At 71.4% G+C, this 16,514-nt stretch carries 10 protein-coding genes; 4 read left to right on the top strand and 6 right to left on the bottom strand.

The annotated features are described in order from the left end of the window. Window positions 1-474: 474 nt before the first annotated feature. Together VIW71_RS03615 and VIW71_RS03620 are read right to left on the bottom strand one after the other, a co-directional pair. Window positions 475-2,025, bottom strand: coding sequence for a long-chain-fatty-acid--CoA ligase (locus VIW71_RS03615; RefSeq protein ID WP_331620460.1), 1,551 nt, complete (start codon window positions 2,023-2,025; stop codon window positions 475-477). A gap of 66 nt (window positions 2,026-2,091) precedes the next feature. Beyond that, window positions 2,092-3,564 (bottom strand): purine-cytosine permease family protein, encoded by a 1,473-nt coding sequence (locus VIW71_RS03620; protein WP_331620461.1) that lies wholly within the window; start codon window positions 3,562-3,564, stop codon window positions 2,092-2,094. An 848-nt stretch (window positions 3,565-4,412) separates the two neighbouring features. Between VIW71_RS03620 and VIW71_RS03625 the strand changes: the two genes are divergently transcribed. Beyond that, window positions 4,413-5,180 (top strand): EI24 domain-containing protein, encoded by a 768-nt coding sequence (locus VIW71_RS03625; RefSeq protein WP_331620463.1) that lies wholly within the window; start codon window positions 4,413-4,415, stop codon window positions 5,178-5,180. 380 nt (window positions 5,181-5,560) lie between these two features. On the opposite strand, the gene VIW71_RS03635 is transcribed toward VIW71_RS03625, so the two are convergent. Beyond that, a complete protein-coding gene (locus VIW71_RS03635) occupies window positions 5,561-7,165 on the bottom strand; it encodes a PQQ-binding-like beta-propeller repeat protein (protein ID WP_331620464.1) in 1,605 nt (534 codons plus the stop codon). A 114-nt stretch (window positions 7,166-7,279) separates the two neighbouring features. Next, window positions 7,280-8,293 carry a glycoside hydrolase family 26 protein gene (locus VIW71_RS03640; protein ID WP_331620466.1) on the bottom strand — a complete coding sequence of 338 codons (1,014 nt, stop codon included), beginning with the start codon at window positions 8,291-8,293 and terminating at the stop codon, window positions 7,280-7,282. A 102-nt stretch (window positions 8,294-8,395) separates the two neighbouring features. Between VIW71_RS03640 and VIW71_RS03645 the strand changes: the two genes are divergently transcribed. The 3 genes from VIW71_RS03645 (at window position 8,396) to VIW71_RS03655 (ending at window position 12,332) form a co-directional block, all read left to right on the top strand. Next, window positions 8,396-8,869 carry a hypothetical protein gene (locus VIW71_RS03645; protein ID WP_331620467.1) on the top strand — a complete coding sequence of 158 codons (474 nt, stop codon included), beginning with the start codon at window positions 8,396-8,398 and terminating at the stop codon, window positions 8,867-8,869. A 104-nt stretch (window positions 8,870-8,973) separates the two neighbouring features. Next, on the top strand, window positions 8,974-11,061 hold the full coding sequence (locus VIW71_RS03650; RefSeq protein ID WP_331620469.1) for a bifunctional polysaccharide deacetylase/glycosyltransferase family 2 protein: 2,088 nt from the start codon (window positions 8,974-8,976) through the stop codon (window positions 11,059-11,061). Next, window positions 11,058-12,332 carry an acyltransferase family protein gene (locus VIW71_RS03655; RefSeq protein ID WP_331620470.1) on the top strand — a complete coding sequence of 425 codons (1,275 nt, stop codon included), beginning with the start codon at window positions 11,058-11,060 and terminating at the stop codon, window positions 12,330-12,332. Before VIW71_RS03650 ends, VIW71_RS03655 begins: the two co-directional genes overlap by 4 nt. A gap of 301 nt (window positions 12,333-12,633) precedes the next feature. Here the strand turns inward: VIW71_RS03655 and VIW71_RS03660 are convergent, their stop codons facing one another. Together VIW71_RS03660 and VIW71_RS03665 are read right to left on the bottom strand one after the other, a co-directional pair. Then, window positions 12,634-13,395: a DeoR/GlpR family DNA-binding transcription regulator gene (locus VIW71_RS03660; protein ID WP_331620471.1), complete on the bottom strand. Its 762-nt coding sequence runs from the start codon at window positions 13,393-13,395 to the stop codon at window positions 12,634-12,636. A gap of 55 nt (window positions 13,396-13,450) precedes the next feature. Continuing rightward, window positions 13,451-16,285: a SpoIIE family protein phosphatase gene (locus VIW71_RS03665; RefSeq protein ID WP_331620472.1), complete on the bottom strand. Its 2,835-nt coding sequence runs from the start codon at window positions 16,283-16,285 to the stop codon at window positions 13,451-13,453. Between the last annotated feature and the right edge of the window lie 229 nt (window positions 16,286-16,514).

Here is a 16,514-nt window from a genome sequence, read left to right on the forward strand (position 1 = left end):
TGGTCAAGGTGCACAGCAGGGGGTCTGCCACGTCAGGACCGCCGCGCGCACGCCTGGGTGGAGCTGCGTGAACCATGGAGCGCGTCCGAGGTGGTCGCGCTCGCGGACGGCCTGGACATCGCCATCAGCCCCACCGTGTACTTCGGCGCCGGATACGCCGGGGGATCAAGCCTGCCACCGCGGGGTCAGGCTCTGCCTGGGCAACGCCGCCGATGTTCCCACCCTGACCACCGCGATCCGCACCCTGCTCGGCGGCACTGGACCGCGGGCCGACCTGGGCCTCGGGCACCCACGTCTGACGGCTCGTCACGGCGCTCGGACCGAAGGACCAAGGAAACCGGTGACCGACCCTCACCACGCGAACCTGTCATCGACGCGAGCCGCGTCCACCACGCAGGGAACGAGCAGGAAGACCGGCCAAGGACGGACACCGACGGCTCCTACGGCACGACCGGGTGCCGGGCACCGGGAACGTCACGTGTCCGCCAGCCGTTGGCGGGGCTTGAGGAGGCGGTCGCGCAATTCGCGTTTGAGCACCTTGCCCACGGTGGACAGGGGGAGGCTGTCCGTGAAGGTGATGCCGCGCGGCACCTTGTACGCGGCGATCAGACCGCGGCAGGTGTCGCGCAGCTCCTGCTCGGTGGCCGTGCGCCCGTCCTTCAGGACGACGACGGCGTGCACTGTTTCTCCCCATTGGTCGTCGGGGAACCCGACGACCGCGCACTGGGCTACGGCCGGGTGCCGGGCCAGGGCGTTCTCGACCTCCGCGGCGTACACGTTCTCACCGCCGGTGACGATCATGTCCTTGAGCCGGTCGACGACGTGGACGTAGCCCCGGGCGTCCATGAAACCGAGGTCGCCGGTGTGCAGCCAGCCGTCGCGGACGGCAGCGGCGGTCTCCTGCGGACGGTCCAGGTAGCCCAGCATCACATGCTCGCCGCGGACGGTGATCTCGCCCACCCGGCCCCGGGGGCACTCGGCGCCCGACGTGTCGACGATCCGCACCTCGGCGTGGGGCGCCGGGCGGCCGGCGGACCGGCGCAGCCCCGGGTCGTCGTGTTCCTCGGGCAGCAGGAGGGTCGCGACCGGGGCCAGTTCGGTCATCCCGTATGCCTGCGTGAAGCCGGCCAGGGGAAAGGCGGCCCGGGCCGCGGCCAGCAGGCTGTCCGTTATGGGCGACGCCCCGTACATGATCCGCCGGACACCGGCGAGGTCGTACCGGCCCAAGTCCGGGCTGTCGAGCAGCATGCGCATCATGGCCGGTACGAGGAGCACGTCCGTGACGGTGTGCTCGCTCATGACCGCGAGTACACCGCCGGGGGTGAAGGAGGGGACGATCACATGGGTGGCACCGGCCACCAGGCCCGCGGTCCACGCGGCGAGGCCGGCCAGGTGGAACATCGGCGCGGCGTGCAGCAGGCACGCGCCGGGGCGTACGAACCCGCCGGACGCCAAGCTGCCCAGGGCGGAGACCATCAGGTTGCGGTGGCTGAGCATGACGCCCTTGGCCTCGCCGGTCGTTCCGCCGGTGTAGAAGACACCCAGCACGTCGTCGCCGCCCCGGCAGGAGTCCTGGGCCGGGCGGGAACCGTCGACGAGGTCCTCGTAGTCACGGCTGCCGTCCGGCTGGGTCCCCTCGCCGCAGAACACGACGGTGCGCAGCCCCGGCCACCGGTCGCGGAGTGCGGGCACCACGGGAGCGAAGGCGTCGTCCACGAAGAGGGTGCGGGTCTCGGACTCCCGCAGGGCGTGGACGATCTCAGCGGGGTGCCACCGGGTGTTGACCGGGTTGAGGGCGGCGCCGGCCCACGGGACCGCGAGCAGGATCTCGTGGTAGCGGTCCGAGTTGAGGGCGAGGATCCCCACCCGGTCACCGGGACGGCAGCCGAGCCGCCGCAGCGCCCACGCGAGCCGCGCGACCCGGTCGGCGCTCTGCGCGGCGGTACGCGTCCGGTCGCCGAAGACGGTCAGCGGACGTTCCGGGTCCCGCTGGACGGCGTTGTGCAGTGGCTGGGTGAGGTGCATCCTTCCTCCTGTCGTAGGGCGGTCCGGGCGCGGTCCGCGGGGGCGGGGGAGAGTGGTACGGCGCCGTCACGGCGCGGCAACTTCGTCCCCACGCCCGTGCGGCAGCAGATCCGGCTCGCGCCGGGGTTCGGTGAAGGGAGTGCGCTCGGTGCGGACCCGGCTCAGGCACAGGTGAACAAGGGCACCGACGACCAACCCCACCGGGTAGGCGAGGTCGGCGCCGTGCAGAAGTCCCCGGGCGACGGAGCCGAACAGCGCCTCGAGCACGGCGTTGTGGGCCGCCAGCTCGGTGCCGAGCGTGGTGTTGGAGAAGGGGAGGCAGACCAGGAAACCGACGACCTGGGCCGTGACGGCGGCGTACTGCGACGACCGGGGCCCCGTGCCGGTCGCGTTCGCCGACGCGCGTGCCCGGCCCGGCCGCCGGCGCCACCAGTGCACCGCCAGGATGCCGACGAACGGCCCCACCCAGTACGACGCCAGAAAAATGACGTTGGTGAAGCGGTCCGCCAGGTTGCCCTGGTGCAGGTAGACGGTGAGCGCGAACGCGACGAGGCCGGTCATCGCGGTCACCATCGGCCGGGGCAGCCGCACGCCCGCCGCCATCAACTGCAGGCCCGAGCTGTACTGGGCCACGGTGGCGTTCGCCACGACGCCGAGACACAACGCGACCAGGACGAGCCTGCCCTGAGCACCGCCTCCGACGAGGTGGTTCACCGCGGCCATGGCAGAGGTGTCGGGCAGCAGCGATCCGGCGAGCAGGCCGAGGCCCTCCAGCCAGACGCAGGCCGAGACGATGCCCGCCCACACCCAGACGAACAGCCTCACGCCGGAGACGTCCGCGGGCAGGTAACGGCAGTAGTCGGCCGCGTTGTGCGCCCAGGCGAAGGCGAAGGAGAAGGATGCGGCCGCGAGCAGCCCGAACGAGCCGGCCGCGTCGCCACCGTGCACCGTCTGGTGCAGGTGGACGTCCCCCGCGTGCCGGACGACCTGAACGGTCAGCAGGAGGAAGCCGGCCCCCACGACGACGGCCATGAGGCGTTCGACGGTATGCATGATCCGGTAGCCCAGGGTGCTGACGAAGGCCACGCACGCGAACACCAGGGCGACAGCGGGCAGGAACGGAAGGCCGAACGTGACATCGAGGGCCTCGGCGCCGAGGATGCAGCCCAGGGCGATGAACGCGATGCTGGTGCCGAAGGCGAACAGGCCCACCAGCGCGGTGCCCCCGCCGAACACGGCCCGGGAATAGGCGAGTTGCGGCAGGCCGGTGCGGGCGCCGGTGATACTGAGGGCCGCGGGTGCGAGCGCGCCCACCGTCGTGCCGAGCACGATGGCCGCCATCGCGTGGCCCAGGCTCAGGCCGATGTAGTCCGCGGAGCCCAGGGCGCCGAGGAAGAAGGCGGTCGGGACCAGTTGCGCGGCGAACCACAGAACGCCGACACGGGCCGGCGTGCCGTGGCGCTCGCCCGGTGGGACCTGCTCCAGCCCGGCCCATTCCACCGTCGCCTGCGCACGAGTCGGCTGCGGATCCTCGTCCAACGCTGACACCCCTTTCCGTTGGAGCCCTGCCTTGCTGCCTGGTCGAACTCTGGTTCGGACGACGGATGGCCGGACGGGCACGCACGCGTCGACCGGCACGGCGCGGCCTCGCCCTTCCCGCCGTTGTGACGTGCTGAACTGCCGTACGAGGGGCGGCGCATGGCGCGCCGCCCGTGGGCCGTGTCCGGCAAGCCGTGCCGGTGCGGCGACAGCCGGCGCGCGCACCAGCGGAGCCAGCGACCCCCGCCCCGGGGCGGCGGCGGTACACCGGCCGCGACACAGTCATCATGCGGCGGCCCGTCGCACGGAACGATCCCCGGCCGCCGAATCTGTCATGTGCCGTTCGGAGACTCGTCGTTGCTGCTCGGATCAGTCTCCCCGGGTGCCGAGGTTCGCCGCGCGCTGCGCGGCGGCCTGCGCCTGCCGCAGGGGCGGCGACTGCGCGCGGCAGCCGGCGTCCTCCAGGTCCATGGCGAGGTCTTTCGCGCCTGCGTTACCGCGGTACCAGGGCGCGGACGGAGTGGACGGTGCGCGGTCGGCCTCGCGCTCGGGCCCGGACCGGGCGGCGTACGGCGGGCGACCGGACCACGGTGCCGGCGCAGTACCGTGTCCGGCCGCACCGGCAACCGCACCCTTCGCAGCGCGTCCTTCGGGAGCTGGTGCAACAGCGACGCCAGGAAGGCCCGGTCGCCCGCTGTGAGTCGGACCCGTTGCCTGGGACGAGGCGGCTTCCGGCCCGAGCCCGCCGCCCGGCCGCTGCACCGTCGAGGCGGCGCGCCCGACCGCGGACCTGCGGCTGACCGCCACCCTGGACGATGCCCCGATCGTAGCCCGCGTACGATCCGCCCATGGGTGATCTCGTGAAGGGCGTCGGGCTGTTGCTGGCCGGGCAGCGGTGGATGGCACGGCACAGCCGGCAGTGGGGCTTCGGCATGATCCCGGCCGTGATCACCCTCCTCGGTTACGTGGCCGCGCTCGCCGTACTCGTTCTGTGGGCCGACGACCTCGCCGACTGGGGCACGCCTTTCGCCGATCACTGGGCCTCACCCTGGCCCGGCCTCTTCCGCGGGCTGCTGACCGCCGTCGTCATCGGCGGCGGCCTGCTCCTCGCGGTGATCTCCTTCACCGCCGTCACCCTTCTCGTCGGCCAGCCCTTCTACGAAACGCTCGCCGCGCGCGTCGACCTTGCCGACGGCGGTGCCCCGGAAGTACCCGAACGGCCGCTCTGGCGCGAGCTGTGGATCTCCGCGCGCGACAGTCTCCGCGTACTGCTGCTCGTCGCCGCGTTCAGCGTCGGCCTCTTGGTGCTCGGCTTCGCCCCTGTCATCGGCCAGACCGTCGTCCCCGTGCTCGGCGTCTGCGTCTCCGGTTTCTTCCTCACGCTCGAAGTGGCCGCGGTGTCCTTCCAGCGCCGCGACGTGCCCTTCCGGGAGCAACTGCGGCTCCTGCGCGGCCGGCTCCCGCTCGTCCTCGGCTTCGGCGTGCCCCTGGCCCTGGCCTTCCTCGTCCCCGTCGTTGCCGTCTTCCTGATGCCGGGCGCGGTCGCAGGCGCGACCCTGGTCGTCAGGGAGTTGCTCACGGTGGAGGACAAGGAGGGAGCTGTTTCGCCGTCCTAGTGCCGCGTTGGTCGCGTCGGTCGCGTTGCCAGGGTTCACCCCGTCGACACGCCCCGGCACCGTACCTCGCGGCGTTGCCGCGTCGCGGGCAGGCCCACGACGAGGCCGGTCCGGCACCTTGCGCCGCGCCGCACCTCGGCGGGATCGTTGGAGGGCGTCTTCAGCGCGGGCCCGGTCGGCCACGTCCCCGCCCCCGCGGCTGCGGACGCCCAGGTGGGCGGCGGCGAAGTCGAGGAGCCTGTCGGCCAGGGCGCGGGAGGCGCGGAGCGTGGCCCTGCCCGCGACCACCACGCCCGTCGAGGCGAATGCGCCCGTGTCGTGGCGTACGACGGCGGTGTCGGACTGGCGGAAGGGGGTCCGAACGGCCCGAGTCCCGCCCGCTACCGGTAGAGCCGGACCCCGCCGCCCGTCCCCAGGGCATTGAGCTCCAGCACCCCGCCGTCCGGTGTGACGTACACCGTGCCCGCGGTGAGGTTCCAGTGGCCGGTGCCGACCGGCAGGCGTGCGACAGGGGTGGCGTGCCCGGTGCGCGGGTCGAGCTCGACGAGTTGCGGGGAGCCGGAATCGGAGACGGCGTACACCCGGTCGTCGCCGGCCGTGCTCGTGGCGAGTCGCGCGGCGCGGTAGCTCCAGAGCCTGGCGCCGGTGGTGGTGTCGAAGCCGACGATCTCGGCGCCGCCGGCCTGGGCCGGGGTGACCAGGACGTTGCCCACGAGCCGGGCGGAGTGGTCGGCCGCGGTGCCGTTGCCGGGCATGACCTCGGTATTGCCCACGGCGAGCTTGCGGCTGCGCCCGGAAGAGGCGAAGACCCGGACGCTGTCCTGGCCCGCCGTGTGGATCGAGGCGATCAGCGGCGAGCCGGAGAAGATGTGGGCCAGATCGGTGTGGGCGCCAGGGGACTTGGTCCAGAGCACCTTCCCGGTCTTCCCGTCGTAGGCGGTGAGCTTGAACGACTCCTTGCTGTCGGCGCAGTAGCTGTCCACCAGTACGATCCCGTCGGCGCCCCAGTTGTAGGCGTTGCAGTAGTAGCCGCGCGAGCGGAAGCCCCAGACGCGGCGACCGGTGCGGACGTCCACACCGCCCAGGAAGTTCCCGCTGACGATCGTGGCGACATCGCCCTGGAGGTACGTCTGCGCGGACATCGCCGTGGGATGCGCGGAGTCGACCAGGGGAGTGGTCCACAGGATCCTCCCGGTGGCCGTGTCGATGCCGGCCAGCGAGGTGCAGGAGTTGCTGTCCTTGCCGAAAGCGACCGTGCCGAGTCCCTGCGCGGTGACGGTCGGGGACATGGCGCAAGGGCTGGTGCCGCCCTTCGCCGTGGGCGCGGCGCTCCACACCTCGCTGCCGTCGGCCAGGTCGTAGGCTCTGAGGCCGCCCAGGGTGCCGGCCCGGATCAGCAGCTTGTCGGTGAGCCAGCTTCCGATCAGTTCGTCGTCCGCGGCGGGCGCGGGCACCTGCCAGACCCGGGCCAGCTGCTTCGACGCCACGGGGGCACCGTCCTCCGGCTTCAGCGCGGCAGCGGCGGCCGCGCCCGCGGCGGCGAGGGCGGCGAGGGCAAGGAGGATCTGGCCGGCTCGCCTGCCTTTCCGGCGGCCCGGTTGCGGCTGCGCCGGGACGGACCCGGAGAAGGGCGCGGTCCCGCGATCGAGAACCGCGGTGCCCGTCGGCGGGTACGGGACTCCGTGGTCCGCCTGCTCGCGCGTCCGTTCCTGCCACTGGTACCGGGTGGCCGGTTCCGGAGCGGTCTTCTCGAAGGCGAGGCCGGGCTCGGGGACGTCATGCGGAGCGGCGGGGGCGGCTGACTCCCACGACTCGCCTGAGGGCCAGTCAGCCTGGCGCCGGGCACGCGGGGCGTCCCCGCCGAAGGACGGCTGTGCCTCGTGCGGCGTGCGGCGCGGCCGCGCGTCGACCGGCCTGCGGGGCGCGAAGGCCCAGCCGACGTCCTCCCGCGGAACGCCCTGCCCCGGCGACGGTTCCGTCGTCATCCCCGCACTTCCAGTCTGCTTGATCCTTCACGTGCGGCGGCCCCTGTCTCGGCGCGCCGTCGTACATTGTCGTACCGGCCGGGGCTGCGCCCTTCCCGTTCTGCCATGGCCGGCTCAGCCGTTCTTGAACGAGTGGCCGAAGTGGTACCGGGCCGATTCCGCACGGAAGGCCGCCCGGGCGCCCACCGAGGTGTCGATCCGCCAGTCCATCAACTGGGAGCTGCCCGACCAGGACTTGCGCTGGTCGTACCAGACCAGCCCGATGACGCCGGCCTTCGCAGCGCCCTGGAAAAGGTCGCGCACCTGCTCCGCCTTGCGGTTGCCCTCCGCCACTCCGGTCTCCGTGATCAGCACCGGCTTGTCGGAGAAGGCCTTGACCTCCCGCAGCGTGGGCGTGAACAGACTGGAGAAGGCGTTGCCGTCGATCGGCCCGTAGTAGCCGATGAGGCCCACCCAGTCGACGTAGGCGTTCCCGGGGTAGTAGGGGCGCAGCTTCGCCGTGGTACCGGTGTCGACCACATGCGGACTCCACACCCAGATCACGTTGGTGACGCCAAGGCTGTGGAAGATGTCATGGACGTGCCTCCAAGCCGCGACGAAGTCGGCGGCTTTGGCGTGGTCGGGACCCCAGGAGTTCCACGGACCGTTCATCTCGGCGGCGAAGGCGAGGGCCAGCGGGCCGTGGTACGCGGCGATCTGCCGGGCCAGCCGGCGGACGTAGGCGTCGTCGAAGCCGCCGCCGATGTCGGCCAGCGAGGTGTCGAGGGGCACCAGCGAGAGCATCGGGAGCAGGCCGTGCTGCCACAGGAAGGCGTTGCCTTCCGGATCGAAGTCGTCGCCCCAGGCACTGTAGTACTCGCGTATGTCGGGCGCGCGCCCCGCCTGCTGCGTGAAGGTCTTCACGATGCCGTACTGCCACGGCGTCTTGTCGTCGACGACGCCGAGCATCCGGCCTGCCGGATTCAGCATGGACGAGACGTCGAAAGGCCCGGACGGAGCGGAGGAGGTGCTCCCCGGCACCGGAGCCCCGCTGTCGCCCCCCTTCCCGCCGCAGGCGTAGACCAGGAACAGAACGGCGACCGTGAGCACTACGCCGGCCGTGCAGCCGGGGCGGAGGGTTCTGGCCATACGCAGAGGTCCGATCGGGAAGGTGACAGGGTTGCGATCAGGATCCTATGAGACCAGGGTCAACTCGCCACATCTTCATATCAGTACGGTCACGCGGGCCGGATGGATCATGACAAACCGAACAACCTCGCTGCCATGTGGCACGTCGCTGCACTATTTTCGGTCCACACTGGTGTTCGCGCCGACGCGATCAAGGAAAGCCCGAGGCCCCTGGTGACCGGCATCACAACAGAGGTCGAGCCCTCCCCCGTCTTCGTGGACCGCACGGGTCGACGCGGCCGGCGCCTGCGCGGTCTGGGCTGGGTGGTCGGCGTCGTCTGCGTCGGTTTCGCCCTGGCCATGATCTCCGGCCTGTTGGGAACCCAGTCGCAGGCGCCCCGCTTCGCCGTCCCGGACACCGCCGACACCGCCCCGCCCGGCCAGTACGTGAACGCCCCGCTGCCCTCTCCTCCGTTGGAGGCCAGGCGCAGCACGGGTGAGCCGGGCCGCGCCGGCCCCCGGCGGATCCCGAACGCCACCACTCAGCCGACAACGGCCGGGACCGCCTCCGCCGCTGTCCCCGACTCCGCCCCCTAGTACGCGCGACGACCAGGAAGTACATGCCCCGCCACCAACGCCCCCGGCAGTCCGTCCTGCGACCGCGCAGACTCGCTGCGCCACCCCTGCGATTCTTCCTGCCGATGACCGTACTGGTGACCCTGCTGGCGCTGATGGTGCTCCGCGGCATGGCGAACAACGAGGTGTTCCACGACGAGCGCATCGCGGTCTCGGTGGACAAGGGCACCGTGCCACGCAGCCTGCTGGAGGGCGGTCCGATCGTGGACGCGCGGGGGGCCAGGAACGACAAGCCGGTCAGCTATACGATCCCCGAGAAGACCGTCGTCCTGAGCTTCGACGACGGTCCCTCCCCGCAGTGGACTCCGAGGATTCTCAAGGTGCTGGCGGACCAGCACGTTCGCGCCGACTTCTTCGTCACCGGCGCGATGACCACCCGCTACCCGGCGCTGATCCGCCAGATCGTGGCCGGCGGCCATGAGATCGGCGCGCACACCTTCACTCACCCGGACCTCGCGCTGCACTCCGGCACCAGGCTCACCTGGGAGCTCGGCGAGACGCAGCTGGCCCTGGCCGGTGTCGCCGGCGTTCACACCAGCTTGTTCCGCCCGCCCTACTCCTCCACCGTCGACGCGCTCGACGACTGGTCCTGGCCGGTGACCAAGCAGGTCGGGTCGGACGGCTATCTGGTCGCGTTCATCGACAAGGACACCGACGACTGGAAGCGCCCCGGTGTCAACGCCATCGTCAAGGCCGCCCTGCCCGAGCTGGCCGGACAGGGCGCGATGATCCTGCTGCACGATGCGGGCGGCAACCGGTTGCAGACGCTGGCCGCGCTCCCGATCATCATCGAGAAGTTCAAGTCCGAGGGATACACCTTCAAGACCATCGGCGAGGCGCTCGGCACCGGCCCGGCGAACACCCGGGTCACCGGCTACAGCCTGTGGGCCGGCAAGGCGTTCGTGTGGTGCACCAGCTTCTCCGTGCGGCTGATGCCCTGGCTGGTGGCGTTGCTCGCGGTCGTCGGTGTGCTGGTCTTCGTGCGCTTCGCGATGATGCTGGTGCTCTCGGTCGTGCACGTGCGGCGCACCCGCAAGCCCGGCTTCTCATGGGGTGACCCGGTCACCGAACCGGTCACCGTGGTCGTACCCGCCTACAACGAACAGGAGTGCATCAGCAACACCCTGCTCTCGCTGGCCAGAAGCGACCATCCGATCGAAGTGATCGTGGTCGACGACGGGTCGACCGACGACACCGCCGCCATCGTGGAGGAGCTCGACCTGCCGATGGTCCGGCTGATCCGCCAGCCCAACAGCGGCAAGCCCGCCGCCCTCAACACCGGTGTGGCCGCGGCCTCGAACGACCTGATCACCATGATGGACGGCGACACCGTCTTCGAGCCCGCCACCGTCCACGAGTTGGTGCAGCCCTTCGCCGACCCGCGGATCGGCGCGGTGGCGGGCAACGCCAAGGTCGGCAACCGCGACACCCTGATCGGCGCCTGGCAGCACATCGAGTACGTGATGGGCTTCAACCTCGACCGCCGGATGTACGACGTGCTCAGCTGCATGCCGACCATCCCCGGAGCCGTCGGCGCCTTCCGCCGTGAGGCACTGGACCAGGTGGGCGGAATGAGCGACGAGACGCTCGCTGAGGACACCGACGTGACCATGGCCCTGCAGCGGGCCGGCTGGAAGATCGTCTACGCCGAGAACGCAAGGGCCTGGACCGAGGCTCCCGGCAGCATGAGCCAGCTCTGGTCCCAGCGCTACCGCTGGAGCTACGGCACCATGCAGGCGATGTGGAAGCACCGGCACGCGGTGCTGGAACGAGGCGCGGGCGGACACTTCGGCCGGGTCGGACTGCCCTTCGTCGCCCTGTTCATGGTGCTCACGCCCTTGCTCGCACCCGCCATCGACATCGCCATGGTCTACGGCGTGGTCTTCGTCGACCCCTACAAGAGTCTGGGCGCCTGGTTCGCGGTGCTGGCCCTGCAGGGCTTCTGCGCATGGTGGTCCTTCCACCTGGACCGGGAGAAGCCGTGGCATCTGGTCACCCTTCCCGTGCAGCAGGTGGTCTACCGGATCCTCATGTACATGGTCCTGCTGCAGTCCTGGATCACCGCCCTGACCGGAGGCCGACTGCGCTGGCAGAAGCTGCGCCGGACCGGCGAAGTCGGGCTGGACGTCACCACGGCGGCGAGGCCGTCATGACCACAACGGAATCCGGGGCGTTCGAAGTGGACTCCGACACCATGCCGCTACGGGTGGCCGACTCGTCTGCGATACCGGCGCAGAGCCCCCCACCGGAGATACCGGACCCCGCGCGCGGACCTGCGGCACCCGTGCCGAAGGGCGGTCGTGACCGCTACTTCGACCTGCTGCGGGCGCTGGCCCTGATCCGTGTGGTGATCTACCACAACTTCGGCTGGACCTGGCTGCCGCTGCTCTTTCCTTCGATGGGCGTGATGTTCGCGTTGGCCGGCGCGTTGATGGCCCGGTCCCTCAGCAGACCGGCCATGAGCGTCATCCGGGGGCGGCTGCGCCGTCTGCTCCCCCCGATGTGGATGTTCGGCGTGATCGCGCTGACCGCGATGATCCTCGACGGCTGGGGCCCGCACGCCGAGGGCCACCCCAACTGGTGGTGGGGCAAACTCGCCTTCTGGGTCCTGCCGCTGAGCACCCCTCCGTTCGCGACCTCACTGCACGGTTTCGACGGCCACCTGCCGTCCAGTTGGGCGGAGCAGATCGTGGTGCCGCTGTGGTACCTGCGCGCGTACCTCTGGTACGTGCTGCTGTCGCCGCTGATGCTCAAGGCGATGCGCCGGCTTCCCTGGGTCACCCTGCTGGTGCCTCCGGTGCTGTCGGCGATCCTCAACTCCGGCCTGGTCGACCAGTCCGGCCGGCTGATGGAGACGGCCACCGACTTCACCACCTTCGGCTCCTGCTGGCTCCTCGGCATGGCTCATCACGAGGGGCTGCTCCGCCGCATACCCCAGTACGTCGTGCCCTCGATCGCGCCGCTGGTTCTGGCCGTCGGCTTCTGGTGGCTGCAGCAGTCGCCGGTGGACGACCCCCGGGTGGGCGCCGACCTGGAAGCGGTGCCGCCGGCCCAGGCGATCTGGTCCATCGGCTTCGTCATGCTGCTGCTCCACCTGAGCCCTTCGTGGGAGCAGTGGCCCCGGCCGCTGGAGCGGTTCAACGGGCTGGTGAGCCTGCTCAACTCCCGTGCGGTCAGCGTCTACCTGTGGCACTGCGCGGCGCTGGTGCTGACCGAACCGCTGATCGATCCGCTGTGGGACAACGACTTCTGCTACACGCACGTGCGCTGGCTGCTGTCGAGCCAGTGGTTCCCGTTGCTGGTCGCCGTTCCGCTGATCCTCCTGGCACTGCTGCTCTTCGGCTGGGTCGAGGACGTGGCGGCCCACCGCAGCCCGCGGCTGTTCCCCTATCCGCGGCGGGCCAAGGGCCGGCGGCGGGCATAGGGCCACGTCCTGCGTGGTGAGGCGGTGCCGGTCGGGCGTGGCCGGCGGCTACTCGTCGGGACCTGTCGGGACCGCGGCCATCGGCGGGATCGGGGCGTGAGCGTGGCCGGGCGGCCCGCGTCGGGTCCGTGGCGTCGTGGGCGGGGTCATGCCGTGCCTGTGAGGCACTCCCGGGCGCGGGGTGGTGCCGTCAGGGCGGTTCGGTGACGATGCCGACGGGCGGGACGGCTGCGAGAGGGCGGCAAACGCGTTCCGCCGCCGCCGGCGGAACGGATCCGGCAGGGGGCCGCCCCCGGCCCTCTCACACGCGCATGACACGCGGCCCGGCCGCGGTGAATTCGGCCGCCGCCTCGTCCTCCATGGAGGTGTCGGTGACCACGACGTCCAGGTCCCGGAGATCGGCGAACCGGCAGAACGAGTCGTTCCCGATCTTGCTGCTGTCGGTGAGCAGCACCCGCCGGCGCGCCCGCTGGCACATCGCCCGCTTGACCTCGGCTTCCGCGAGGTCGGGGGTGGTGAGGCCGTGGTCGACCGAGACTCCGTTGGTCGCCAGGAAGGAGACGTCGATACGGAACGAGTTCAGCGTGCGGATGGCGATCACGTCGACTTCCGCGAGCGTACGGGCCCGTACCCGGCCGCCCAGAGTGATCACGGTGAGGCCCGGCTGTGCCGCGAGCAGCTGAGCGATCGGCAGGCTGTTCGTGATCACCGTCAGTTCGCGGCCCCCCGGCAGCAGCTCGGCCAGGCGGGACGTGGTCGACCCCGCGTCCAGCAGGATCGCCCCCTCGGCGGGTACTTCGGCCAGCGCGGCCTGGGCGATCCGCTGTTTCTCCGCCTCCATGAACTCGCCCCGTGTGGGCAGGTCCGGCTCGAACCCGAGCCGTCGCAGGGGGATGGCTCCCCCGTGCACACGCCGCAGCAGGCCCTGGCGTTCCAGCAGCGCCAGGTCCTGCCAGATCGTCTCGCGTGGCACCGAGAAGGTCGCGGCGAGCCGTTCCACGTTCGCGTGCCCCTCCCGATGAGCCAGCGCCACGATTTCCCGCTGGCGTTCCTCGGTCTGCATGAGATCACCTCCTGCAGTCTTGGCGATACTGACGCGCACTCCGGCGCCGGGGCCGTCAGGCGAGCGGACCGGCGGCATCGGCCGGGTGCAGCGGCTGCTCGGTCCAGATCACCTTGCCCTCATGGGTGTAGCGAGTACCCCAGCGCTGAGCGAGTTGGGCGACGAGGAACAGGCCGCGCCCGCCCTCGTCGGTTGCGGCGGCATGACGCAGGTGCGGTGAGGTGCTGCTGCCGTCGGTGACTTCGCAGATCAGCGCGCGGTCGCGGAGCAGACGTACCTGGATCGGCCCGTGAGCGTGCCGAACGGCGTTGGTGACCAGTTCACTGAGCAGGAGTTCCGTGGTGAAGGAGCAGTCGTCCAGGCCCCACTCGGCAAGCTGCCGGACGGCGGCCGCGCGCACGTCCCTGACGGTCTCCGGGGTGGAGGGCACGTCCCAGCTCGCGGTGTGCTCCGCGCCCAGTGCGCGGGTGCGAGCGACCAGCAGTGTCACGTCATCGCTCGACCGGGCCCCCGGCAGGGCCCGCAGTACCGCCTCGCAGGTCTGCTCGGGGGAGCGGTCGGGATGGGCCAGCGCACGGCGCAGCTGTTCGAGGCCGAAATCGACATCCCAGTCACGGTCCTCGATGAGACCGTCGGTGAACAGCACGAGCTGGCTGCCTTCGGGCAGGTGCAGCTCGGCGGCTTCGAAGGGGAAGCCGCCCAGGCCCAGCGGCGGCCCGCCGGGCAGCTCGGCGAGGTATACCGAACCGTCGGGGCGGACCACGGCAGGCGGCGGATGGCCTGCGCGGGCCGCGGCGCAGCGCTGGGAGACCGGGTCGTAGACGGCGTACAGGCAGGTGGCACCGACCACGTCACCGCCGCCCGGCCTGGCTGACTCCTCCCGGTCGATGGTCATCACCAGGTCGTCGAGCCGCCCGAGCAGCTCGTCGGGGGTCAGGTCGAGGGCGGCGAAATTGTGCACCGCGGTGCGCAGACGGCCCATGGTGACGGCTGCGTGCATGCCATGGCCGACGACGTCGCCGACGACCAGGGCGACGCGCGCCCCGGACAGCGGGATCACGTCGAACCAGTCACCGCCCGCCCCGCCCATGCCGATCTCGGCCGGCAGGTAACGATGAGCGACCTCGGCGGCGGTCTGTTCGGGGAGAACACCGGGCAGCAGGCTGCGCTGCAAGGACAGGGCGATGGTCTGCTCGCGGGTGAACCGCCGCGCGTTGTCCACGCATATGGCGACACGGGCCATGAGTTCCTCTGCCAGGTGCAGGTCGTCCTCGTCGAAGGCCCCGGACTCCTGGGAGCGGTAGAAGGAGGCAAGGCCGAGCACCACCCCGCGGGTGCGCAGCGGGACGGCGATGAGCGAGTGGATGCCGTACCGCAGGATCCGCCCGACGCGGTCGGGGTCCTGGCTCCGCCACTCCGGGACGGCGCGCAGGTCCGGTTCGAGCACCGCCTCCCCATCGGCGAAGGCACGGGCCTGCGGCGCGGACGAGGCGAAGCTGACCCGCGCGCCCACCGGGTCGAACGGCGGGTCGGTGTACCGGCTGCCCAGCGCCGCCCGGTGCAGCGGCAAGTCCGCGAAGATCGGGTCGTCGCCACCCAGCACGGCTTCCAGCAGGTCGACCGTGACGAAGTCGGCGAATCTGGGGACGACCAACTCGGCCAGTTGTTCCGCGGTCCGGGTGACGTCCAGGGCGGTGCCGATCCACACACCCGCGTCGTACAGCAGTGCGAGACGTTCCCGGGCTGCCAGCGCGAGCCGACCCATGTCCCGGTGTCCCACCGACAGCAGCCATTCGCGCGGGGCCTGGGCCGGTGCGGCCGCGGCCGTCGGTGCTGTGCGATGCCGCTCCTGCTCCCATTCCCGGCCGCCCGGCACCGGCACGCCTGCCGCCGGAAGCGGCCCGTCGCGTGGCCCGGGGGGTGCGCCCTGCGCGGGCGACTGGCCCGTCCCGTCAGCCGTGGCGGTCGTCCGGCCCTGCGCCGCCTCGGTGGACAGGCTCACCTTGACAGCCACACCCTCGTCGGCGCCCTGCGGCCCCGACACAGGCAGGCACACCAGGGTGGCCAGCTGGCCCCTGGACAGCGGAACCCGCTCAACGGTCGCGCGGGCTGTGGACATCAGCTCGGCGGCCTTCTCCCGCAGCAGGATGATGTCGTTCTCGGTCAGCGCGCCGCGGTCCGCGGCGGCCAGGTCCAGTTCCACATCCGGTACGGCCGCCCGCTCGCCGTTCTGGGCCCGCAGAAACCGCTGGAGCAGGGAACGCTCCCGTTCGGTGTACTGCTCCAGCAGCTGCTGCTCGACGGCTTCTGCCGCCTCGGCGAGCGTGGCCGTCATGGCCGGGTATTCGGCGCACCAGGCGACAAGACCGATCGCGCCTTCCAGGTGCCCGCTGAGCGGGTCCCGGACGGCTGCCCCCACGGTCGCGAACGGGTGCAGGCGGTCGACCCAGTGCTCGGCACCGAAGACTTGGAAGGCCCGCCGCTCCTCCAGCGTCGTACCGATGCCGTTGGTGCCCACGTACTCTTCGCGGTAAGTGAACCCGGGCGCGAGGCACACCGCGTCCAGATGCTTGTACAGCGCCCTTTCCCCCGCACGGCAGCGCAGGATCACCCCGTCCCGGTCGGCGAGGATCACGCCCACCCGTGCACCCGCGACCTGCGACTCCACCTGCTCCAGCACCGGAGCGGCGGCACGCGGCAAGCGCCCGGTCAGATCGAGCTGCGGCTGGTACGGCGGGGCCAGGGCGGCGTCCGGTGAGACCCCCATCGACTGGCACCGGTGCCACGAGTTCACAATGGGGACCCGCAGGCTGCTGAGGGCCGGCTCGCCGCTGAGGATGCGCTCGCGGCTGCGAACGATGCGGTCTCGGTCGCCCCAGAAGTCCGGCACCTGGATCACTTCCTTTCCCGCGCGAGGAAGCCGCGAACCGATCGGCTCGCCCCCTGACCGCAGGCGCCGGGACATGCACGGCCGGGTACGCCGACCTGGGCTGTTGCGCGGAGGCGGGCCCCATGGCCCGTCGCTCTTCGTCCATCTCACGATACTCCGGACGCCCGGATCATCCGGTTCTACGCGGCCCGCCCGGCTCGGCGGGCTTCTCCACCCGGCGGGTGGAGAA

The organism is Streptomyces sp., from assembly GCF_036524955.1.
GTDB lineage: Bacteria > Actinomycetota > Actinomycetes > Streptomycetales > Streptomycetaceae > Actinacidiphila.